19 protein-coding genes are annotated in these 16,470 nt (G+C 61.4%); 7 read left to right on the top strand and 12 right to left on the bottom strand.

Annotated features, from left to right (window positions below; translation table 11 throughout):
• Positions 1–40: 40 nt before the first annotated feature.
• The gene (locus H620_RS0105465) at positions 41–505 is read right to left on the bottom strand and encodes a TlpA disulfide reductase family protein (RefSeq protein ID WP_023379143.1); all 465 of its coding nucleotides are present in this window, start codon (positions 503–505) and stop codon (positions 41–43) included.
• An 85-nt stretch (positions 506–590) separates the two neighbouring features.
• Between H620_RS0105465 and arsC the strand changes: the two genes are divergently transcribed.
• The 3 genes from arsC to H620_RS0105480 are packed head-to-tail and all read left to right on the top strand — an operon-like array spanning position 591 to position 1,952.
• On the top strand, positions 591–944 hold the full coding sequence (gene arsC, locus H620_RS0105470; protein ID WP_023379141.1) for an arsenate reductase (glutaredoxin): 354 nt from the start codon (positions 591–593) through the stop codon (positions 942–944).
• The gene (wrbA, locus tag H620_RS0105475; RefSeq protein WP_023379139.1) at positions 941–1,546 is read left to right on the top strand and encodes an NAD(P)H:quinone oxidoreductase; all 606 of its coding nucleotides are present in this window, start codon (positions 941–943) and stop codon (positions 1,544–1,546) included. The genes arsC and wrbA overlap by 4 nt, the downstream gene beginning before the upstream one ends.
• Complete coding sequence (locus H620_RS0105480) at positions 1,539–1,952, top strand: DUF2069 domain-containing protein (protein WP_023379138.1); 414 nt, start codon at positions 1,539–1,541, stop codon at positions 1,950–1,952. Before wrbA ends, H620_RS0105480 begins: the two co-directional genes overlap by 8 nt.
• Positions 1,953–1,984: 32 nt before the next feature.
• Here H620_RS0105480 and H620_RS0105485 read toward each other — a convergent pair whose 3' ends face one another.
• Together H620_RS0105485 and ttcA are read right to left on the bottom strand one after the other, a co-directional pair.
• Positions 1,985–2,656, bottom strand: a complete 672-nt coding sequence (locus H620_RS0105485; RefSeq protein WP_023379136.1) for a DNA-3-methyladenine glycosylase I — start codon at positions 2,654–2,656, stop codon at positions 1,985–1,987.
• 4 nt (positions 2,657–2,660) lie between these two features.
• A complete protein-coding gene (gene ttcA / locus H620_RS0105490; RefSeq protein WP_023379134.1) occupies positions 2,661–3,485 on the bottom strand; it encodes a tRNA 2-thiocytidine(32) synthetase TtcA in 825 nt (274 codons plus the stop codon).
• Positions 3,486–3,769: 284 nt separating this feature from the next.
• On the opposite strand from ttcA, the gene H620_RS0105495 reads away from it, so the two are divergent.
• Positions 3,770–4,369, top strand: a complete 600-nt coding sequence (locus H620_RS0105495; protein WP_023379133.1) for a Yip1 family protein — start codon at positions 3,770–3,772, stop codon at positions 4,367–4,369.
• Between the two features lie 127 nt (positions 4,370–4,496).
• The gene (locus tag H620_RS0105500) at positions 4,497–4,991 is read left to right on the top strand and encodes a SprT family zinc-dependent metalloprotease (protein WP_023379132.1); all 495 of its coding nucleotides are present in this window, start codon (positions 4,497–4,499) and stop codon (positions 4,989–4,991) included.
• 47 nt (positions 4,992–5,038) lie between these two features.
• Here H620_RS0105500 and H620_RS26860 read toward each other — a convergent pair whose 3' ends face one another.
• The 5 genes from H620_RS26860 to H620_RS0105525 form a co-directional block, all read right to left on the bottom strand.
• Positions 5,039–5,656, bottom strand: a complete 618-nt coding sequence (locus H620_RS26860) for a calcium-binding protein (protein ID WP_023379131.1) — start codon at positions 5,654–5,656, stop codon at positions 5,039–5,041.
• Positions 5,657–5,885: 229 nt separating this feature from the next.
• Positions 5,886–7,208, bottom strand: a complete 1,323-nt coding sequence (locus H620_RS0105510; RefSeq protein WP_023379130.1) for a dicarboxylate/amino acid:cation symporter — start codon at positions 7,206–7,208, stop codon at positions 5,886–5,888.
• Between the two features lie 316 nt (positions 7,209–7,524).
• Positions 7,525–8,871, bottom strand: coding sequence for an ATP-binding protein (locus H620_RS0105515; protein WP_023379129.1), 1,347 nt, complete (start codon positions 8,869–8,871; stop codon positions 7,525–7,527).
• Positions 8,868–9,545 carry a response regulator gene (locus H620_RS0105520; protein ID WP_027906906.1) on the bottom strand — a complete coding sequence of 226 codons (678 nt, stop codon included), beginning with the start codon at positions 9,543–9,545 and terminating at the stop codon, positions 8,868–8,870. Before H620_RS0105520 ends, H620_RS0105515 begins: the two co-directional genes overlap by 4 nt.
• 144 nt (positions 9,546–9,689) lie before the next feature.
• Positions 9,690–10,295, bottom strand: coding sequence for an outer membrane protein (locus H620_RS0105525; RefSeq protein WP_023379125.1), 606 nt, complete (start codon positions 10,293–10,295; stop codon positions 9,690–9,692).
• Positions 10,296–10,424: 129 nt separating this feature from the next.
• Between H620_RS0105525 and H620_RS0105530 the strand changes: the two genes are divergently transcribed.
• Positions 10,425–11,216 carry a dienelactone hydrolase family protein gene (locus H620_RS0105530; RefSeq protein ID WP_023379123.1) on the top strand — a complete coding sequence of 264 codons (792 nt, stop codon included), beginning with the start codon at positions 10,425–10,427 and terminating at the stop codon, positions 11,214–11,216.
• A gap of 320 nt (positions 11,217–11,536) precedes the next feature.
• Here the strand turns inward: H620_RS0105530 and H620_RS0105540 are convergent, their stop codons facing one another.
• Positions 11,537–12,250 (bottom strand): DUF4225 domain-containing protein, encoded by a 714-nt coding sequence (locus tag H620_RS0105540; RefSeq protein WP_023379121.1) that lies wholly within the window; start codon positions 12,248–12,250, stop codon positions 11,537–11,539.
• Positions 12,247–12,732, bottom strand: a complete 486-nt coding sequence (locus H620_RS0105545; RefSeq protein WP_027906908.1) for an Hcp family type VI secretion system effector — start codon at positions 12,730–12,732, stop codon at positions 12,247–12,249. The genes H620_RS0105540 and H620_RS0105545 overlap by 4 nt, the downstream gene beginning before the upstream one ends.
• Before the next feature lie 232 nt (positions 12,733–12,964).
• On the opposite strand from H620_RS0105545, the gene H620_RS0105550 reads away from it, so the two are divergent.
• Positions 12,965–13,666, top strand: coding sequence for a 4'-phosphopantetheinyl transferase family protein (locus H620_RS0105550; protein ID WP_023379119.1), 702 nt, complete (start codon positions 12,965–12,967; stop codon positions 13,664–13,666).
• A 3-nt stretch (positions 13,667–13,669) separates the two neighbouring features.
• Here H620_RS0105550 and H620_RS0105555 read toward each other — a convergent pair whose 3' ends face one another.
• A complete protein-coding gene (locus tag H620_RS0105555; protein WP_027906909.1) occupies positions 13,670–15,277 on the bottom strand; it encodes an ATP-binding protein in 1,608 nt (535 codons plus the stop codon).
• Positions 15,274–15,972 carry a response regulator gene (locus H620_RS0105560; RefSeq protein WP_023379117.1) on the bottom strand — a complete coding sequence of 233 codons (699 nt, stop codon included), beginning with the start codon at positions 15,970–15,972 and terminating at the stop codon, positions 15,274–15,276. The genes H620_RS0105555 and H620_RS0105560 overlap by 4 nt, the downstream gene beginning before the upstream one ends.
• Between the last annotated feature and the right edge of the window lie 498 nt (positions 15,973–16,470).

Genomic DNA, 16,470 nt, shown 5'->3' on the forward strand with positions numbered 1-16,470 from the left:
ATCGCCAGCCAACCGGCGATAGGGCGGGCACTGGCCTGCATCAAGCGCCCTTGAGCGCCTTGATCTTGGCCTGCAACCCTTCGAGGGTCTGCTCGCCCATCAATTGCTCACGCACCTTGCCCTTGTCGTCGATGATGTAGGTCACCGGCAACGCCTCGCTACGCGGCAGGTCATAACGTTCGGCTGGGTCCTGGGCCAGCACGGTGAAAGCGATGCCGAGCGTCTCGGCGGCCTGCTTCAGGTCCTGCCCCTGCAAGCCATCGAAGTTGACGCCCACCACCTTGATACCCTCGCTCGCCCATTGCTTGGCCGCGGCGTTGAGCTCTGGAATTTCGGTCCGGCACGGACCACACCACTCCGCCCAGTAATTGAGCACCACCCAGTGCCCGTCGATCTGCTCGGCCTTCACCATCTTGCCATTTTGGTCCACGCCGTAGTCGGCACCGCAACCACCGAGCAACAGGCTCGCGGTGATGGCCAGTACTGCTGCCAAACGCCTTGCCATGGGTCAATCCTTCTCGAAGTTTCAAGCAAATGGGTCAGTCGCTGCGGTTAGAATAGCTGCCACACCCCGCTGGATGCGAACCAACATGACTGACTTGACGCTCTATCATAACCCGCGCTGCTCAAAATCCCGCGGCGCCTTGGAACTGCTCGAAGCACGAGGCTTCGCGCCAACCATCGTTCGCTACCTGGAAACACCGCCGGATGCCGCTACCCTCAAGGCACTGCTGGGCAAGCTGGGCATCGCCCCGCGCCAATTGCTGCGTACTGGCGAGGAGGAGTACAAGGCCCTTGACCTGGCCAACCAGGCACTCACCGATGCCCAGTTGATCGACGCGATGGTCCAGCACCCGAAATTGATCGAGCGCCCGATTCTGGTCGCCGGTGACAAGGCCGTGGTCGGCCGGCCACCCGAGAAAGTCCTGGAGATTCTGCCGTGAGTGAACCCTACGTTCTGGTGCTGTATTACAGCCGTCATGGCTCGACCAGCGAGATGGCCCGACATGTCGCGCGCGGTGTCGAAATGGCCGGCATGGAGGCGCGCCTGCGCACCGTACCGGCGATCTCCACCGAATGCGAGGCTGTGGCCCCAGACATCCCGGCCAGCGGCGCACTGTACGCCACCCTGGACGATCTGCGCCATTGCGCCGGCCTGGTGCTGGGCAGCCCGACCCGTTTCGGCAACATGGCCGCACCGCTGAAGTACTTCCTCGACGGCACCAGCAGCCTGTGGCTGGGCGGAGAACTGGTCGGCAAACCGGCCGGCGTGTTCACCTCCACCGCCAGCCTGCATGGCGGCCAGGAAACCACACTGTTGTCGATGATGCTGCCGCTGATGCACCACGGCATGCTGGTGATGGGCCTGCCCTACAGTGAGTCGGCGCTGCTCGAGACCCGCGGAGGCGGCACGCCATATGGCGCCAGCCACCATGCCGGTGCCGATGGCAAGCGCGAACTGGACGAGCACGAGATCGCCCTGTGCCGAGCCCTTGGCCAACGCCTGGCGACCACTGCCAAGGCCCTGGAGGCCGCGCGTGGCTAAAAAACCCAAGGTTCTGCCGCCACTGGCCTGGCTGGAGCCTCGCCTGCGCTTGACGCGGGCGCTGAGCCTGGCGTTTTTCCTTGGCCTGATCACGCTGTTGGCGGTGAACAATTTGTTCTTCGCCAACCTGCACGGGGCGCGGGTCGGGGTGATTCTGGCCATCGAACTGGTTCCCCTGCTGTTGCTGCTGCCGGGCATGCTGAAGGGCAGTGCCCGGGCGCATGCCTGGACCTGCTTCGTGGTGAACCTCTATTTCATCAAAGGGGTGCTGGCAGCGTTCGACCCAGCCCGAGCGCTGTTTGGCTGGGTCGAGGTGCTGGTGAGCCTGGGGTTGTTCGTCAGCGGCCTGCTGTTTGTACGCTGGAAGTTCCAGCATGAGCGGCGCCTTGCTGGCGAAGGGAGCTGAATTTCAGGGGCCGCCGTGCGGCCCCGAAAGCCTCAATGATTCACGGTATGCGCCAGCATCACCGACAGCTGGCACAATGGCCGCCCGCTCTCTTCGTGCCACTGGTTGAACGCTTGCTGCACCAACGCCAGGTCTCGCTGACTGGTCGGCGCCTTGTCGATGATGCCCTGGGCAATCAATGCCGCTGACATATCCTCGGTGGGGATGAACGTATCCTTGCCCACCATCCGCAGAAAACGCGGCGCCGAAAGGCCGCCCAACTGATTGCCATGCTTGGCCAGGTACTTCCACAAACCAACGATGTCGGTTACCGGCCAGTCGGCGATGAACGCACCGAAGCTGCCCTTGTCCTTCTGCACGTCCAGGATCATCTGCGCATTGCGTGGCACGCTCTTGAGCTTGCCCAGGTGGCGGATGATGCGCTCGTCCTGCATCAACCGCTCCAAGTGCTCGGCCCCCATCAGCACGACCTTCTCTGGGTCGAAGCCAAAGAACACCTGCTCGAAAGCCGGCCACTTGGCATCCACCAGGCTGTGCTTCAGTCCAGCACGGAACACCCGCAGGGCCAGGGTCGACAGGTAGCGGTCATCGCTGATGTCACGCAACTGCTCCGGCGACTTGGGCTGTGGCAGGAACGTCTCCAGCGCCTGGGCCGAGCCGAAGCGGTTCAGGCAGTATGTGTGCAGCCACTGGTAGTCGCGCATGGGCTCAGATGTTCAGCACGTCGAGGAAGCGCGGGGTGGCGTTCTCGTCGATCTTCAGGCTGGTGAAGTCGAACAGGTTGCGGTCGGCCAGCTGCGAGGGCGCCACGTTCTGCAATGCACGGAAGATGCTCTCGGTACGACCAGGGTGCTTGCGCTCCCATTCCACCAGCATGTCCTTGACCACCTGGCGTTGCAGGTTTTCCTGCGAACCACACAGGTTGCACGGGATGATCGGGAACGCCTTCATGTCGGAGTAGGCCTGGATGTCCTTCTCGCTGCAATAGGCCAATGGGCGTATCACCACATTGCGGCCATCGTCGGCACGCAGCTTGGGCGGCATGCCCTTGAGGGCGCCGTTGAAGAACATGTTGAGGAAGAAGGTTTCGACGATATCGTCGCGATGATGGCCCAGGGCCATCTTGGTCGCGCCGATCTCGTCAGCGAAGGTGTACAGGGTGCCACGGCGCAGGCGCGAGCACAGGGAGCAGGTGGTCTTGCCCTCTGGCACCAACTCCTTGACCACCGAGTAGGTGTCCTTCTCGACGATGTGGTACTCGACGCCCAGCGCCTTCAGGTAGGCCGGCAACACGTGCTCCGGGAAGCCTGGCTGCTTCTGGTCCATGTTCACCGCGACGATCTCGAACTTGATCGGCGCCACCTTCTGCAGGTGCAACAGAACGTCGAGCATGGTGTAGCTGTCCTTGCCGCCGGACAGGCAGACCATGACCTTGTCGCCATCCTCGATCATGTTGTAGTCGGTGATGGCTTCGCCAGCGAGGCGACGCAGGCGTTTTTGCAGTTTGTTCTGGTTGACCGAGAGGGTGCCCATAGCGCTTGGATCCGCGAGGTGTGACAAAAGCCGGCTATTTTACGCACAAACCGAGCCTGGGCGTAGGGCTTAGCCAGTGAAAGACATGCAATTCCGATAAAGGCCCCAAGGTAATCAACACCCGTCTTGACAGCGCAATTTGCTCTAAAAAGTCGGTTTTGTGCGTGGAACGGCTTCCTATACTGCGACTTAAGGCCACATTACCGCTTGCATCGGTGTTCAGGCCTCAGGCCGCTTGCGCTCCATTTGGGGGGCGGTTGGCAACATTGAGAGGAGTGACCGGCATGATTCATCACGTTGTTGGGCTGTTTACTCATCCCGACCAGGAATGGCGGGAAATTCGTGGCGAGGAAGAAAGCATCAGCCACATGTACCTGACACACACTTTGATCCTGGCAGCGATCCCTGCCGTATCGGCATTCATCGGCACTACCCAGGTCGGTTGGGTCATCGGCGACAGGCCGGCGGTGATGCTGACCATGGAAAGCGCGCTGTGGATGAGCATCATGTCCTACCTGGCGATGCTCGCCGGGGTGGCGGTGATGGGCGCCTTCATTCACTGGATGGCCCGCACCTACGACGCCAACCCTTCCATGGCGCAATGCATCGCCTTTGCCACCTACACCGCGACCCCCCTGTTCCTCGGCGGCCTGGCGGCACTCTACCCGCACCTGTGGCTGGGCATGCTGATCGGCACCGCGGCCATCTGCTACACCGTCTACTTGTTGTATGTCGGCTTGCCGACCTTCATGAACATACCGCCCGACGAGGGCTTCCTGTTCTCGAGTTCGGTATTGGCAGTGGGGCTGGTGGTCCTGGTGGCTATCATGGCCGCCACGGTCATCATCTGGGGCTTGGGCGTGGGGCCCGTTTACACCAACTAGATCCAACCAACACTGGGGCATCAAACCAAGGGCCGCCGCAAGGCGGCCTTTGGCTGTCTGCTGACCGGCGGCTCGGCAAGCCGCTTTTGCTTGCGGCATAATGCCCGGTCAGGAGAACCACCCCGCCATGCCAGAGCTGCTCAAACAACGCGTCGAAACCTGTTACCAGCAAGCCGAAGCCTTCTTCAAACGCCCCTTTGCACGCCCCGAAGTCAGTTTCAAGCTGCGCGGGCAGAAAGCTGGCGTCGCCCACCTGCACGAGAACCTGCTGCGCTTCAACCTTCAACTGTACCGTGAGAACCAGGAAGACTTCCTGCGCCAGACCGTGGCGCACGAAGTGGCGCACCTGGTCGCTCATCAATTGTTCGGGGACCGGATCCAGGCCCATGGCGAGGAATGGCAGTTGATCATGCGCGGGGTGTATGAACTGCCCCCTCATCGGTGCCATAACTATGAAGTGCAGCGGCGGGTGGCAACACGGTACATCTATCGGTGCCCGTGCCCGGGGAGTGATTTCCCGTTCACCGCCCAGCGGCACAAGCTGGTGCGCCAGGGTCGGCGTTATCTGTGCCGGCGGTGCCGGGAAATCCTGGTCTACAGCGGGGAAACCCGCGTCGAGTGACCCCGGCGGCAGCGAAACGTCTCGTCCAGTTGCCGTGGGGCTTGCGATCAGAGCAGCAGATCGTCAGCGGTGAAGGTCTTCACACCGACCAATTGAATCTCGAAATCTACCTGGGGGCCATGGATGCTGCCCGACAGTATTTCGTTTTCGAAACGGATCTGACCTTTGTCGGTGAACGCTTCGCTGCCAATGTAGGTCAGGGACTCCAGCCCCGAGGATTGCGCCAAGCCTCGCAGATCGACGCGATCACCCTCGGCACCGTTGAAGTCGGTGATGATATCGCGCTTCTGGCCAACGCCCATGTCCACCAGCTTGGCAAACACGAACAGATCAGCCCCCCTGCCACCACTGAGAATATCGGTGCCAGGCCCACCTTCGATCGCATCATCGCCCTGGCCGCCGAAGATGACATCGTTGCCAGTGTCGCCGATCAGGACATCGTCATCCTTGCCGCCATGCAGGTAATCGTGGCCCTTGCCGCCGTCGATCACGTCGCTACCCTTGCCGCCACGCAGGACGTCAGGACCGTCGCCACCTTCCAGCTCATCGTCGCCACCTTTACCGAGGATGACGTCGGCGTCATCTCCGCCCACCAGACGGTCATTGCCCTTGCCACCGACAAGTACACTGTCGGTGTGGTTATTCAGATCATTGGATTGAGTCATTACCTTGAATTCCTGTAAAGCCGAAAATTTAACCTGCTGTAATGCGAAACAACGTTCGCGTTGCCATTGCAGTGAGGTCGAATCTAGCAACAACGGCTGACAGACATCAGGTAACCAATCGGACGTACAGGCGCGAAAAACACACTTCTCGGGTAGGACATTTCCCCCCTAAAAACAGAACAAAAAAAGCCCATCCGAAGATGGGCTTTTCAACACTACAAGCGCTCGATCAACGGGCCGGGCCTTCAGCCACACCCAAGTCGTCGGTCGGACGAGTGTCGATCAGCGGCGCACCGCCGGATGCCAGTTCGGCGGCCAGGGTGTCGTTGTCCATTTCCTTGACCCATTTTGCCACGACCACGGTGGCGACGGCGTTGCCGATCAGGTTGGTCAGGGCGCGGGCTTCGGACATGAAGCGGTCGATACCGAGGATCAGCGCCAGGCCGGCAACTGGCAGGTGGCCAACAGCCGACAGGGTGGCCGCCAGGACGATGAAGCCCGATCCGGTTACGCCCGCGGCACCTTTGGAAGCCACCAGCAGCACCAGCAGCAAGGTGATCTGATGGGTGATATCCATGGTGGTGTCAGTAGCCTGGGCGATGAACACCGCAGCCATGGTCAAGTAGATGGAGGTGCCATCGAGGTTGAACGAATAACCGGTCGGGATGACCAAGCCGACTACCGACTTCTTGGCGCCCAGACGCTCCATCTTGGCCAGCATGCGTGGCAGGGCCGACTCCGAAGAGGAAGTACCCAGTACGATCAGCAGCTCTTCACGGATGTAGCGAATCAGCTTGAGGATGCTGAAGCCGTGGGCACGGCAGATGCCGCCCAGCACGATGAGGATGAACAGCAGGCAGGTGATGTAGAAGCAGGCCATCAGGTAGCCCAGCTGTACCAGCGAACCCACACCGTATTGACCGATGGTGAAGGCCATGGCGCCGAATGCACCGACCGGCGCCAGCTTCATGATCATGTTGATGATGTTGAACATGACATGGGCGAAGCGGTCGATCAGGTCCAGCACCGGCTTGCCGTAGCTGCCCAGGCGGTGCAGGGCGAAGCCGAACAGCACCGAGAACATCAGCACTTGCAGAATATCGCCGTTGGCGAAGGCGCCGACGATGGTGTTCGGAATGATGTTCAGCAAGAAGCCGACCGTCGTCTGCTGCGCGCCGGCGGCGGCATAGGCGGCCACGCTGCTGGCATTCAAGGTGCTGACGTCGACGTGCATGCCTGCGCCCGGCTTGACTACGTTGACGACTACCAGGCCGATGATCAGGGCGATGGTGGAAACGATTTCAAAGTACAGCAGCGCGTAGCCGCCGGTCTTGCCGACCGACTTCATGCTCTGCATGCCGGCGATACCGCTGACCACGGTGCAGAAGATGATGGGCGCGATGACCATCTTGATCAGTTTGACGAAACCATCACCCAAAGGCTTAAGGGCGACGCCGGTTTCGGGGTAGAAATGGCCGAGCAGGATGCCGATGGTGATGGCAACGATCACCTGGACATACAGGGACTTGTACAGCGGCTGACGTGTCGTCATGGCTAATTTTCCTCAAGTGTGCCGGCTTCACCCTTCCCAGGGTGTCGGGGCACCTGAATCGCTAACCCTCCTGCACCCGGAGGGATTTGTCGTTGTGTTCGAGCTGCCTGGGCAGGCCTCTGACAAGTCCAATAGCAAGGGCGATGCCAAAATGCCCATGATGGGTGCAAACCCTGTATTCACGAGGTGAAAACGCCCAAGAGCAGGGCAGAAAAATCCGGAAGGCCTGGCGGATTTCCGCCCGATGGCGGAATTTGAACAGGGTGGTTGGCGGGAATCCGCCCGCACCGGCGATGGGGCCGGCACTGCCAGCGGCTCAATCAAGCCGGAAGATGATCAGGAACGCTGCGCCCCCCAGCGCCGACGCCTCCAGGCTCAGCTGCGCGTCATAGCTGTCGATGATGTCCTTGGCCACCGCCAACCCGATACCTTGCCCCGGATGCTGGCGGTCCAACCGCTCTCCGCGCTGCAGAATGCGCTGGTGCTGATCTGCCGGTACGCCGGGCCCATCGTCCTCGACGCACAGCACCAATTGCCCTGGGGCTTCCCGAAGGCTTACGCGGACGTTGCCCAGGCATAGCCGGTAGGCGTTCTCCAAGAGGTTACCGAGCAACTCCAGCAAGGCACCCTGTTCCATCGGCACGAACGCCTGCTCGGCAAGGTCCAGGTCAACGTGCACACGCTTGTCCCGATAGACCTTGTCCAACGTGCTGCACAGGCTGTCGAGCACCGGCCGCAGCAGGACCTTGTGGCGCACCAGGCCACTCTTGCGCAGGCTGGCGCGTTGCAGCTGGTAGTCGATCTGCTGGCTCATGCGCTCGATCTGGCTTTGCAAGACCCGCCCCTGCTCGCGCTCGCCACTGCCCTGCCCGAGGCTTTCGCCCACCCCTTGCAAGACTGCCAGCGGAGTCTTGAGGCTGTGCGCCAGGTCGCCCAGTGAGTCGCGGTAGCGCTGGCGCTGCTCACGCTCGCTGCGCAGCAAGCGGTTGAGCGACCCGGTCAGGCGCAACAGCTCGCGGGGATGCTCAGCGCTGAGCCCGTCACGCGTGCCCGCCTCCACCTCATCCAGCTCGTGACTGAGCCTGCGCAACGAGCGCAGGCCCCAGGTCAAACCCGCCCAGAGCAACCCGAGCAAGGCCAGCAAGGCCGCACCGAAGCCCAGGTAGAGCTTTTCGCGTAGGCCATCGAGGGTGTGCTGGTACTCGCGCACTGGCTGCAAGGCGACAATGCTGTAGGCCGCGCTCTGGCCGCCGAGCAACTTGATTTCCACGTCGTAGACGAAAAACTCCTCGCCATCGCGCTGGCGAATACGCGCGAATTCGTTGCCACGCCCGTCATAGCGCGGTTGGTAATTGATGTTCTGGTCGGCCGTGGCGCGCGAGCGCCAGACCAACTGGCCGCTCCGGTCGAAGATGTAGCCCAGCAATCCGGTGTACGGCAGGTTGTAGCGCTCGTCCGGCAACAGCGTCGGCATCTGCAATTGGCCGTGCTCGATGCGAGCCGCGGAAATCAGCGTGGTCACATCCGACGCCAGACGCTGCTCGATGGATTCCTGCAGCGCCAGGCTGAACGCCTTCTGCAGCGCCGGTAGCAACGCCAGCATGAACAGCAGTGCCAGCAATGCCGCTGCCAGCATCAGGCGCACCCGCAGTGAACGAATCATCGGCAGCGCTCGGTGAACAGGTAGCCCAGCCCGCGTACCGTATCGATCGGTTTGAACCCACGGTCCCCCTCGAGCTTGCGACGCAGGCGACCGACCAGCACTTCTATAACGTTCGGGTCGCGCTCTTCGTCATCCGGGTAGAGCTGCTCCATCAGCCGATCCTTGGCCACCACCTGCTGATGATGGCGCATGAGGTACTCGAGAATACGGTACTCGTAGGCCGTCAGGCTCAAGGTGTTGTCGTCCAGGGTGGCCTGCTTGCGGTTGAGATCCAGCACCAGCGGCCCGGCGGCAATGGTGGATTGGGTGAAACCACTGGAGCGACGCAACAAGGCGTTCAGGCGTGCCTCCAGCTCTTCGAACTGAAACGGCTTGACCAGATAGTCGTCGGCACCGGCGGCCAGGCCTTCGACCTTGTCCTGCCAGTTGCCGCGCGCGGTGAGGATGAGAATGGGGAAGGTCTTGTCCTGGCCGCGCAACCGGCCGATCAACTCAAGCCCGCTCATGCCCGGCAAGCCCAGGTCGACGATGGCCAGGTCGAAGTGGTATTGCCCGGCTTGGTACAGCGCCTCTTCGGCATCGGCCACGGCCTGGACCACATGGCCGCTCTCGCCCAGGCGGGTGTGCAGGTGATGGCGCAGCAGCGCTTCGTCCTCGACCACCAGCAGTTTCATGGGGGTTCTCCTTGTCATTTGCTGCTTGTAGCGCCCCTATCGCCGGCAAGCCGGCTCCTACCAGGGCGGTGCTGTCCCTGCAGGAGCCGGCTTGCCGGCGATCAGGCTGCTACAGATTACCAGTGATGCGACATGCAACGGTCTTCAGAACTTGTAGTTGGCCGACAGGTACGTCTGGGCGCTACTGGTCAGGCGCAGGGTGCCATCCTTAGGCCCACCATGGTCGCCGACTTCGGTGCTGGCATTGCTACGCAGATAACGGTAGCCCAGTTCAACCGAAGCCCTATCGGTCAGCTCCTGGATCACACCGGCCTGCAAGCCGACCGCGTAGCCGTAGTCCGTGTCACGACGGGCACCCGGGGAGTCCTGCGTGAGCTTGGTCATGCCCGCGCTGGCGCCACCGAACAACTTGGTGGTATCTCCCACCGGGAGGAACAGGTCGTAGCTGCCGAGCAGGTTTTCCTGGCGAAGCTTGTAACCGCTGTGGTCACCCGAGACGTTGTCGTAGGTCATGTAGTAGCGGCCCTGGTCGTTGATCCGCCCCAGGCGCACGCCCCAGGTGTCGTCCTTGCCGATGATGCCGTCGGCATTGAGGTGGTCGGTGTTGCTTTGCAGCAGGCCGGACTTGCGGACCTTGTCGCTGGTCTGGCCATAGGTCAGGCTGGCGAAGTTGTCGTCGGCCTGGGCGGTCACGGTGAAACCTGCGGCGCAAACGGCCATGGCGGCAATCAGGGAATTGAGCGTTTTCATGGATTCGTACTCCAGTTGGGTGCGCTGTTTCTGTCTGGAAGCTAGAGTAAGCAGAGCGCCCTGAACCGCGGCTGAACCCTGGCTGAACCAGGGCTGAACGAACCGTTTGCTGAACAAGGAGTACTGAGCATGCGTGCCCTGCTGGCTTTGACCCTGTTGTGCAGCGCCGCCGTGGCCCAGGCGGCGGTACAGACCCGTGAGATCCCCTACCAGGATACCGACGGCAATCGCCTGATTGGCTACTACGCCTATGACGATGCCGTCGAAGGCAAGCGCCCGGGTATTCTGGTGGTGCACGAGTGGTGGGGGCTGAACGATTACGCCAAGCGCCGGGCTCGTGACCTGGCTGCCTTGGGCTACAACGCGCTGGCCATCGACATGTATGGCGATGGCAAGCACACCGAGCATCCGGATGAGGCCAAGGCCTTCCTCGAGGCCGCGATGAAGGACCCCGAGGGTGCCATCAAGCGCTTCGACGCGGGTCTGGAACTGCTGAAGATTCAGCCGAACACCAACAAGCACCAATTGGCCGCCATCGGCTACTGCTTCGGCGGCAAGGTGGTGCTCGACGCCGCACGGCGTGGGGAGAAACTCGATGGGGTGGTGAGTTTCCATGGTCCGCTGGCCACCCAGACACCAGCCAAGCCCGGCGTGGTCAGGGCCAAGATCCTGGTCGAGCACGGCGCGGCCGACAGCATCGTCACCGAGCAACAGGTCACGGCGTTCAAGGAGGAAATGGACAGGGCCGGGGTCAGTTACGAATTCGTCACCATCCAAGGCGCCAAGCACGGCTTCACCAACCCCGACGCAGACCGCATGAGCCATGGTGAGCATGGCGGGCCGGACATCGGCTACAACAAGGCGGCGGACGAAAGCTCGTGGGCGGACATGCAGGCGTTTTTCAAGAAGGCGTTTGATTGAGGATTGTTGGGGCCGAACCAGCGCATCAGGGGGCGGCCCCTAATCGTCCAATTTCGAAGTGAACGCCCATATATGGAAAAATACCATGACACCGCAGAGGATAATGACAGTCCAAGCTTCGACGGGGTGAGGGGATTCTTGGGAAAACCCAAACACCCCTTCCCCCCCCATCACTTCCCTATAAACACACCCCATGATTGAGCAATAAGCAAGTGCAAAAAACACCTTCCATCCACTGACCAGCTCTCTGAAAAATGACCTATTCAGTATCAACCTCAGAATCACATCGCATACGACAAAGACCAGAAAACCAACCAACTTCATTTACTGTACTCCTCCATGAGTTGCTTAAACGTCAATACAGACGCGCCAATTTCAAGTGAAAGCCCCTTGATTCCTAGCTGCCTGTACTTTCGCTCCTTGTCGGTATCCAAATATTTATAAAGACGCCAAGCGCCTTTCCTAGGAACCTTGTGCCACAAAGCCCGCCCAGAAAAAATGAGATCAGCACTGTAATAAGCAATGTTCCCCTCGCGCTCGCCATACCCCATTGACTTGGCGGCATCCTGATATATTTCTCGGACAGGCCCCACTACATCAGTGCGCCCTTCATACAACCCCAAGGCATTCTCATAGACATTGTTTCCGCCATGTGCGATCAAGGGCCCTCCATGGAACACGCACGCTGCACCGAGGCTGCCTATACAACTCGTCAGACCTGTGGCTACCTGCGAAACACCACCGGCTATGCCACCAACCTGCGTGAAAACACGATGGGCCTCCGAGAACAAACTCTTTTGTTCCGCCTGAATGCGCTCAAGCCCCTCCTCCGGGCTGATGCGCCGCTGGATGACATCGTCCAGGACCCGCCGCGCGTAATACGCCAACTCCCGATTGAATTGCATACGCAATCCGCGATCTTGCAGGTAACGCGCACTGACGCTGCAGCCGTAGCCAACCAGCCCGGAGGCAGCTGTGTTGAGCTCCCAAAACGCTTGATCCAGACGCTCGCCAAAATCGTCCTGGCGACTCATGGCGTTTCTTCCCAGGCAGCATGCCCCGTCGTCCCAGCCGTATGATGAATCCAACTGATCGAGCGATAACTGATGAGCAGCCGCTCTTCGGCCTCCTGATCGGACATCAATATCGCGTGTGGGACATCAAAACTCTGGGCGACGATCACGGCGCCCTCCAGCTTTACCGAAAAGTACCTTTCCTGATGACCCGCTGGATGAAAGCGATAAAGGTGTATGTCACAGCGGACCACTTCGCGGCTGTCCACGGCTTGGGCCAACAAGGGACTGGCCTTGTCAACCAGCTTGGTGATCATCACTGGACGATGGATGGCACGTTGTGTACTGCCTGGATTGGCAAGCTCGTGACTGTAAGCCAGCACCAAGATTTCATCCTGATGCAAAGACTGGCATTTGTTACCAATGGACGGCTGCGAATTGCAACCTGCCGAAATCAGGCCTTGTCGTTCACCGACGATGCTCATGTTTCCGTTGACAGCCATGGACGAATCTCCCGAACGGTGAATGACCAAAGCCTACGTAACCGAGAGCCGACCGTATGTCGGCTGCGTCTGAATTTCGTTCCAGTTGTTTTAAACGCAAAGTTCACCCGTGCATTCGAGCGCACAGTCTCTACTTCCCTACGGCAGGTTCGCCGGCGTCTCAGAGGTTATGGCCAGCCACAGGGCGATTGGGCGACTCCCGAAGAGCCTTCGGCACTGGCACAATACCGCCATGAACACACTTCCAAACTGCTGCGCCCCGCTCCAGTACCACTGGCCCCTCCCCAGCCCGCTCCCCGGCGCGGTGCTGGTCAGTTGCGCCTTCGACCCCGCGCGCCTGGCCGCCGACGACTTCCAGCGTGCCGGCATCGCGCAAAGCGCCAGCCTTCAGCGCTCGGTCGCCAAGCGCCAGGCCGAATACCTGGCGGGACGCGTATGCGCCCGGGCCGCGCTGCAACGCCTGGATGGTCGTGACTATGTGCCCGGCACCCACGAGGATCGCTCGCCGATCTGGCCCCCGGGTATCCACGGCTCGATCACCCACGGCAAGGGCTGGGCTGCCGCCGTGGTCGCTGCCGATGGCAGTTGCCAGGGACTGGGGCTGGATCAGGAGAGCCTGCTCGACGACGAGCGCGCCGAACGCCTGATGGGCGAAATCCTGACCCCAGCAGAGCTCGAGCGCCTGGACCGGCGCCAGCTAAGCCTGACCGTCACCCTGACGTTCTCGCTCAAGGAAAGTCTGTTCAAGGCCCTGTACCCCCTGACCGGACAGCGCTTCTACTTCGAACACGCCGAACTGCTGGAGTGGTCCTCGGAGGGCTCGGCCCGCCTGCGCCTGCTCACCGACCTCTCCGCCCAGTGGCGCCACGGTATCGAGCTGGAGGGCCAGTTCTGCCAGCACGAAGGCCACTTGCTCAGCCTGATCAGCGTCTGAGGCCTACAGCGGCGCTTGCTCGCGGGGCCAGTTCAAGCTGAAGCATGCGCCGCCCAGTGCTTCACTGCGCCCTACCGTTGCTCGTCCGCCATGCCAGTAGATGATCCGCCGCACGATCGACAGCCCCAGGCCATGCCCGCCCGAGGCACGGGTGCGGCTGTCGTCCAGGCGGGTGAACGGGGTGAAGATGCGGTCCCAGTAACCTTCGGGAATGCCAGGCCCATCGTCTTCCACATCGATACGGCAGCGCTGCTGACCCAGTTGGTAGCTCACGTGCACCTGCGAGCCGGCATGACGCAGGGCATTGCCCACCAGGTTCTGCAAGGCACGGTGCAGGTAGCGGGGCTCGGCCTCGACCCACGCCTGTTGCTCGGCATCGCACTGGCACTCCCCGCGCACTACGCTCACGTCCGCGCGCAACGGCGCCAACTCTTCGATGACCCGATCGAGCAAGGCATCCAGGTCGACCCGCTGGAACTTCAGCGCTGGCGCGCCCTGCTCCAGTCGGGCGTAGGTCAGCATCTCATCGACCAGTTTATCCAGGTCCTGGATATCACTGTCCATGCCAGCCAGGTGCTTGGCGCGGGCCTGTTCGGTGCTGGCGCTTTCGATCATCTCAAGGCCGAAACGCAAGCGCGCCACCGGGGTGCGAAGCTCATGGGAGACTGCCCGCACCAGCTCTCGCTGCATGCTCAACGAGCGTTGCAGGTGCTCGGCCATGCCGTTGAACGCAGCGGCCAGACGCCCCACCGAGTCGGCGTCACCTGCCGGCACGCGGGTATCCAGGCTGCCTTGGGCGATGCGCGTGGCGGCGATCTCCAGCCCTGAAACGCGCCGCTCCAGCTGTCGTACCAGCAGATAAACCACCAGGCCAATCAGGCACAAGCCCAGGAAAGTGATCAGGATCAGCAGCTGTGGCGGGTAGGGGTTGAGCTGGTACAGCGGGCCAATCTCCAGTACCCAGGGCGAACCCGCCAAGCCGGCGAACACCCGGATCGAGTCGCCGTCCTTGCCCAGCGCCATGACCGTATCGCCCTCCTCCACCCGCCGCCGCTGGTCGTCGTCCAGTCCGACCCGCTCCAGGCGCTGCAGGGCGATGTCGAAGCCGAACCCCTTGCTCTGTTTGATTTCGGCCAGGCGCCGTTGCTGCTCGGTCACCGGGTAACGCACCAGCTCGTCGGCCAGCAGGTACAGGGTGGCCCGCGCCAATTGCTCGCTGACCTGGCTGACCTGCGCCACCAGCAGCAGCTCTTCGCCACCCACCTTGCGCAACACCTGGGCGGCATGCGGCCCTGTCTTCTCCACCACCACCAGACCACGGTACAGGCGCGCCCGCTGGCCGCCATCCAAGGTGCGCGCCGACATCGGTTGCAGCGACAATGGCACCCCCAGCAAACGCTCCCACATCACTATCGAACGCTTGCGCTCGACCTCGGACTGCTGGGCCAGGTTATCGGCCATCAGGCTGAAGGTACCTTGGGCAAGGTTCTCACGGTGCTGACTGGCGCGCACCTGGTTGACCAGGTGCAGGCTAAGCACACCAAGCACCGCCACCAGCACGAGCACGGCAAGCATGCCGCCATAGATACGCAGGAAGATCGAGTTGTTCATGGGCCCTCGCCGACGAACAGATAGCCCTTGCTGCGAAGGGTCTTGATCAATCGCGGGTGGATGGGGTCGTCACCGATCTTGGGGCGTATCTTGGAAATGCGCACATCGATGGAGCGGTCCTGACCGTCATAGCCGACACCACGCAAGGACGTGGAGATCTGTTCGCGGGACAGTACCCGGCCGGCATTGCTGGCGAGCAACCAGAGCAAATCGAATTCAGCGCCGGTCAGGTCGATCAGTTGATCGTTGAGCCAGGCTTCGCGCAGTCGGTTGTCGATTCGTAACCCGCCGAAGGCCAGGTCCGGACGCTTGCTGTCTGGCGCTTCGCTGCGCCGCAACAGGGCCTGGATCCGCGCCAGCAACAGGCGTGGGCGTACCGGCTTGCACACATAATCGTCAGCGCCCAGGTCCAGGCCCTGGACCTGGTCGAGCTCGTCGCTGCGGGCGGTGAGCATGAGGATCGGACCGGCATACTGACCGCGCACCCGGCGGCAGATGCTCAGGCCATCCTCACCTGGCAGCATCAGGTCAAGAATCACCAGGTCTGGCTGGCTGTCGACGATACGCCGCACGGCGCGCCCGCCGTCGCCCTCCACCGCCACCTCGAAGCCGTTGGCCTGCAGGTATTCGGCGGTAAGCTCGGCAAGACGCTGGTCATCCTCGACGATGAGGATGCGGTTCGGTGGCTGGTCCATGGCCGGGTCTCTTGGTTGTTGTTCTTTATTGACTGCCTGCGCTTGACCTGTGGGTGCGGGTTGACCCGCGAAAAGGCCTGCACAACTGACACATTTGCTGCGGATACTACGGCCCGCTCCACGACACTGCCAGCCTCACCCGAAATGGCCCTCGACTGAACCGATTTTTGTGATAGGGTTCGCGCCCGCAAAATTCTGCCCGGGGGCAGCGAGACGCAGAAAAATAGTGCAAACCTCTTGGTACAAGGCCTACAGCGCATACCCACTATTCACTCACAAAGTACGCACAAGTTATCCACAGTCGCCATCCTTGCAAAGGCCCCGATACCGCATTATCTTGTATCCCCATCGCAGCGAACCACTAGATATTGGGGTTCGCGCAAAATCACAAACACAAGTCGGCGCAGGATTTCAAGCGAAATTTCTGGCTGAACTTCAGGTGATTTCAGCAGCCAAACCGCTCCTGCGGAGGCGTCCGAGGCAAGCCCATGCAGGGCA

Origin of the sequence: Pseudomonas taiwanensis DSM 21245 (assembly GCF_000425785.1) — a bacterium.
Classification (GTDB): Bacteria; Pseudomonadota; Gammaproteobacteria; order Pseudomonadales; family Pseudomonadaceae; genus Aquipseudomonas; species Aquipseudomonas taiwanensis.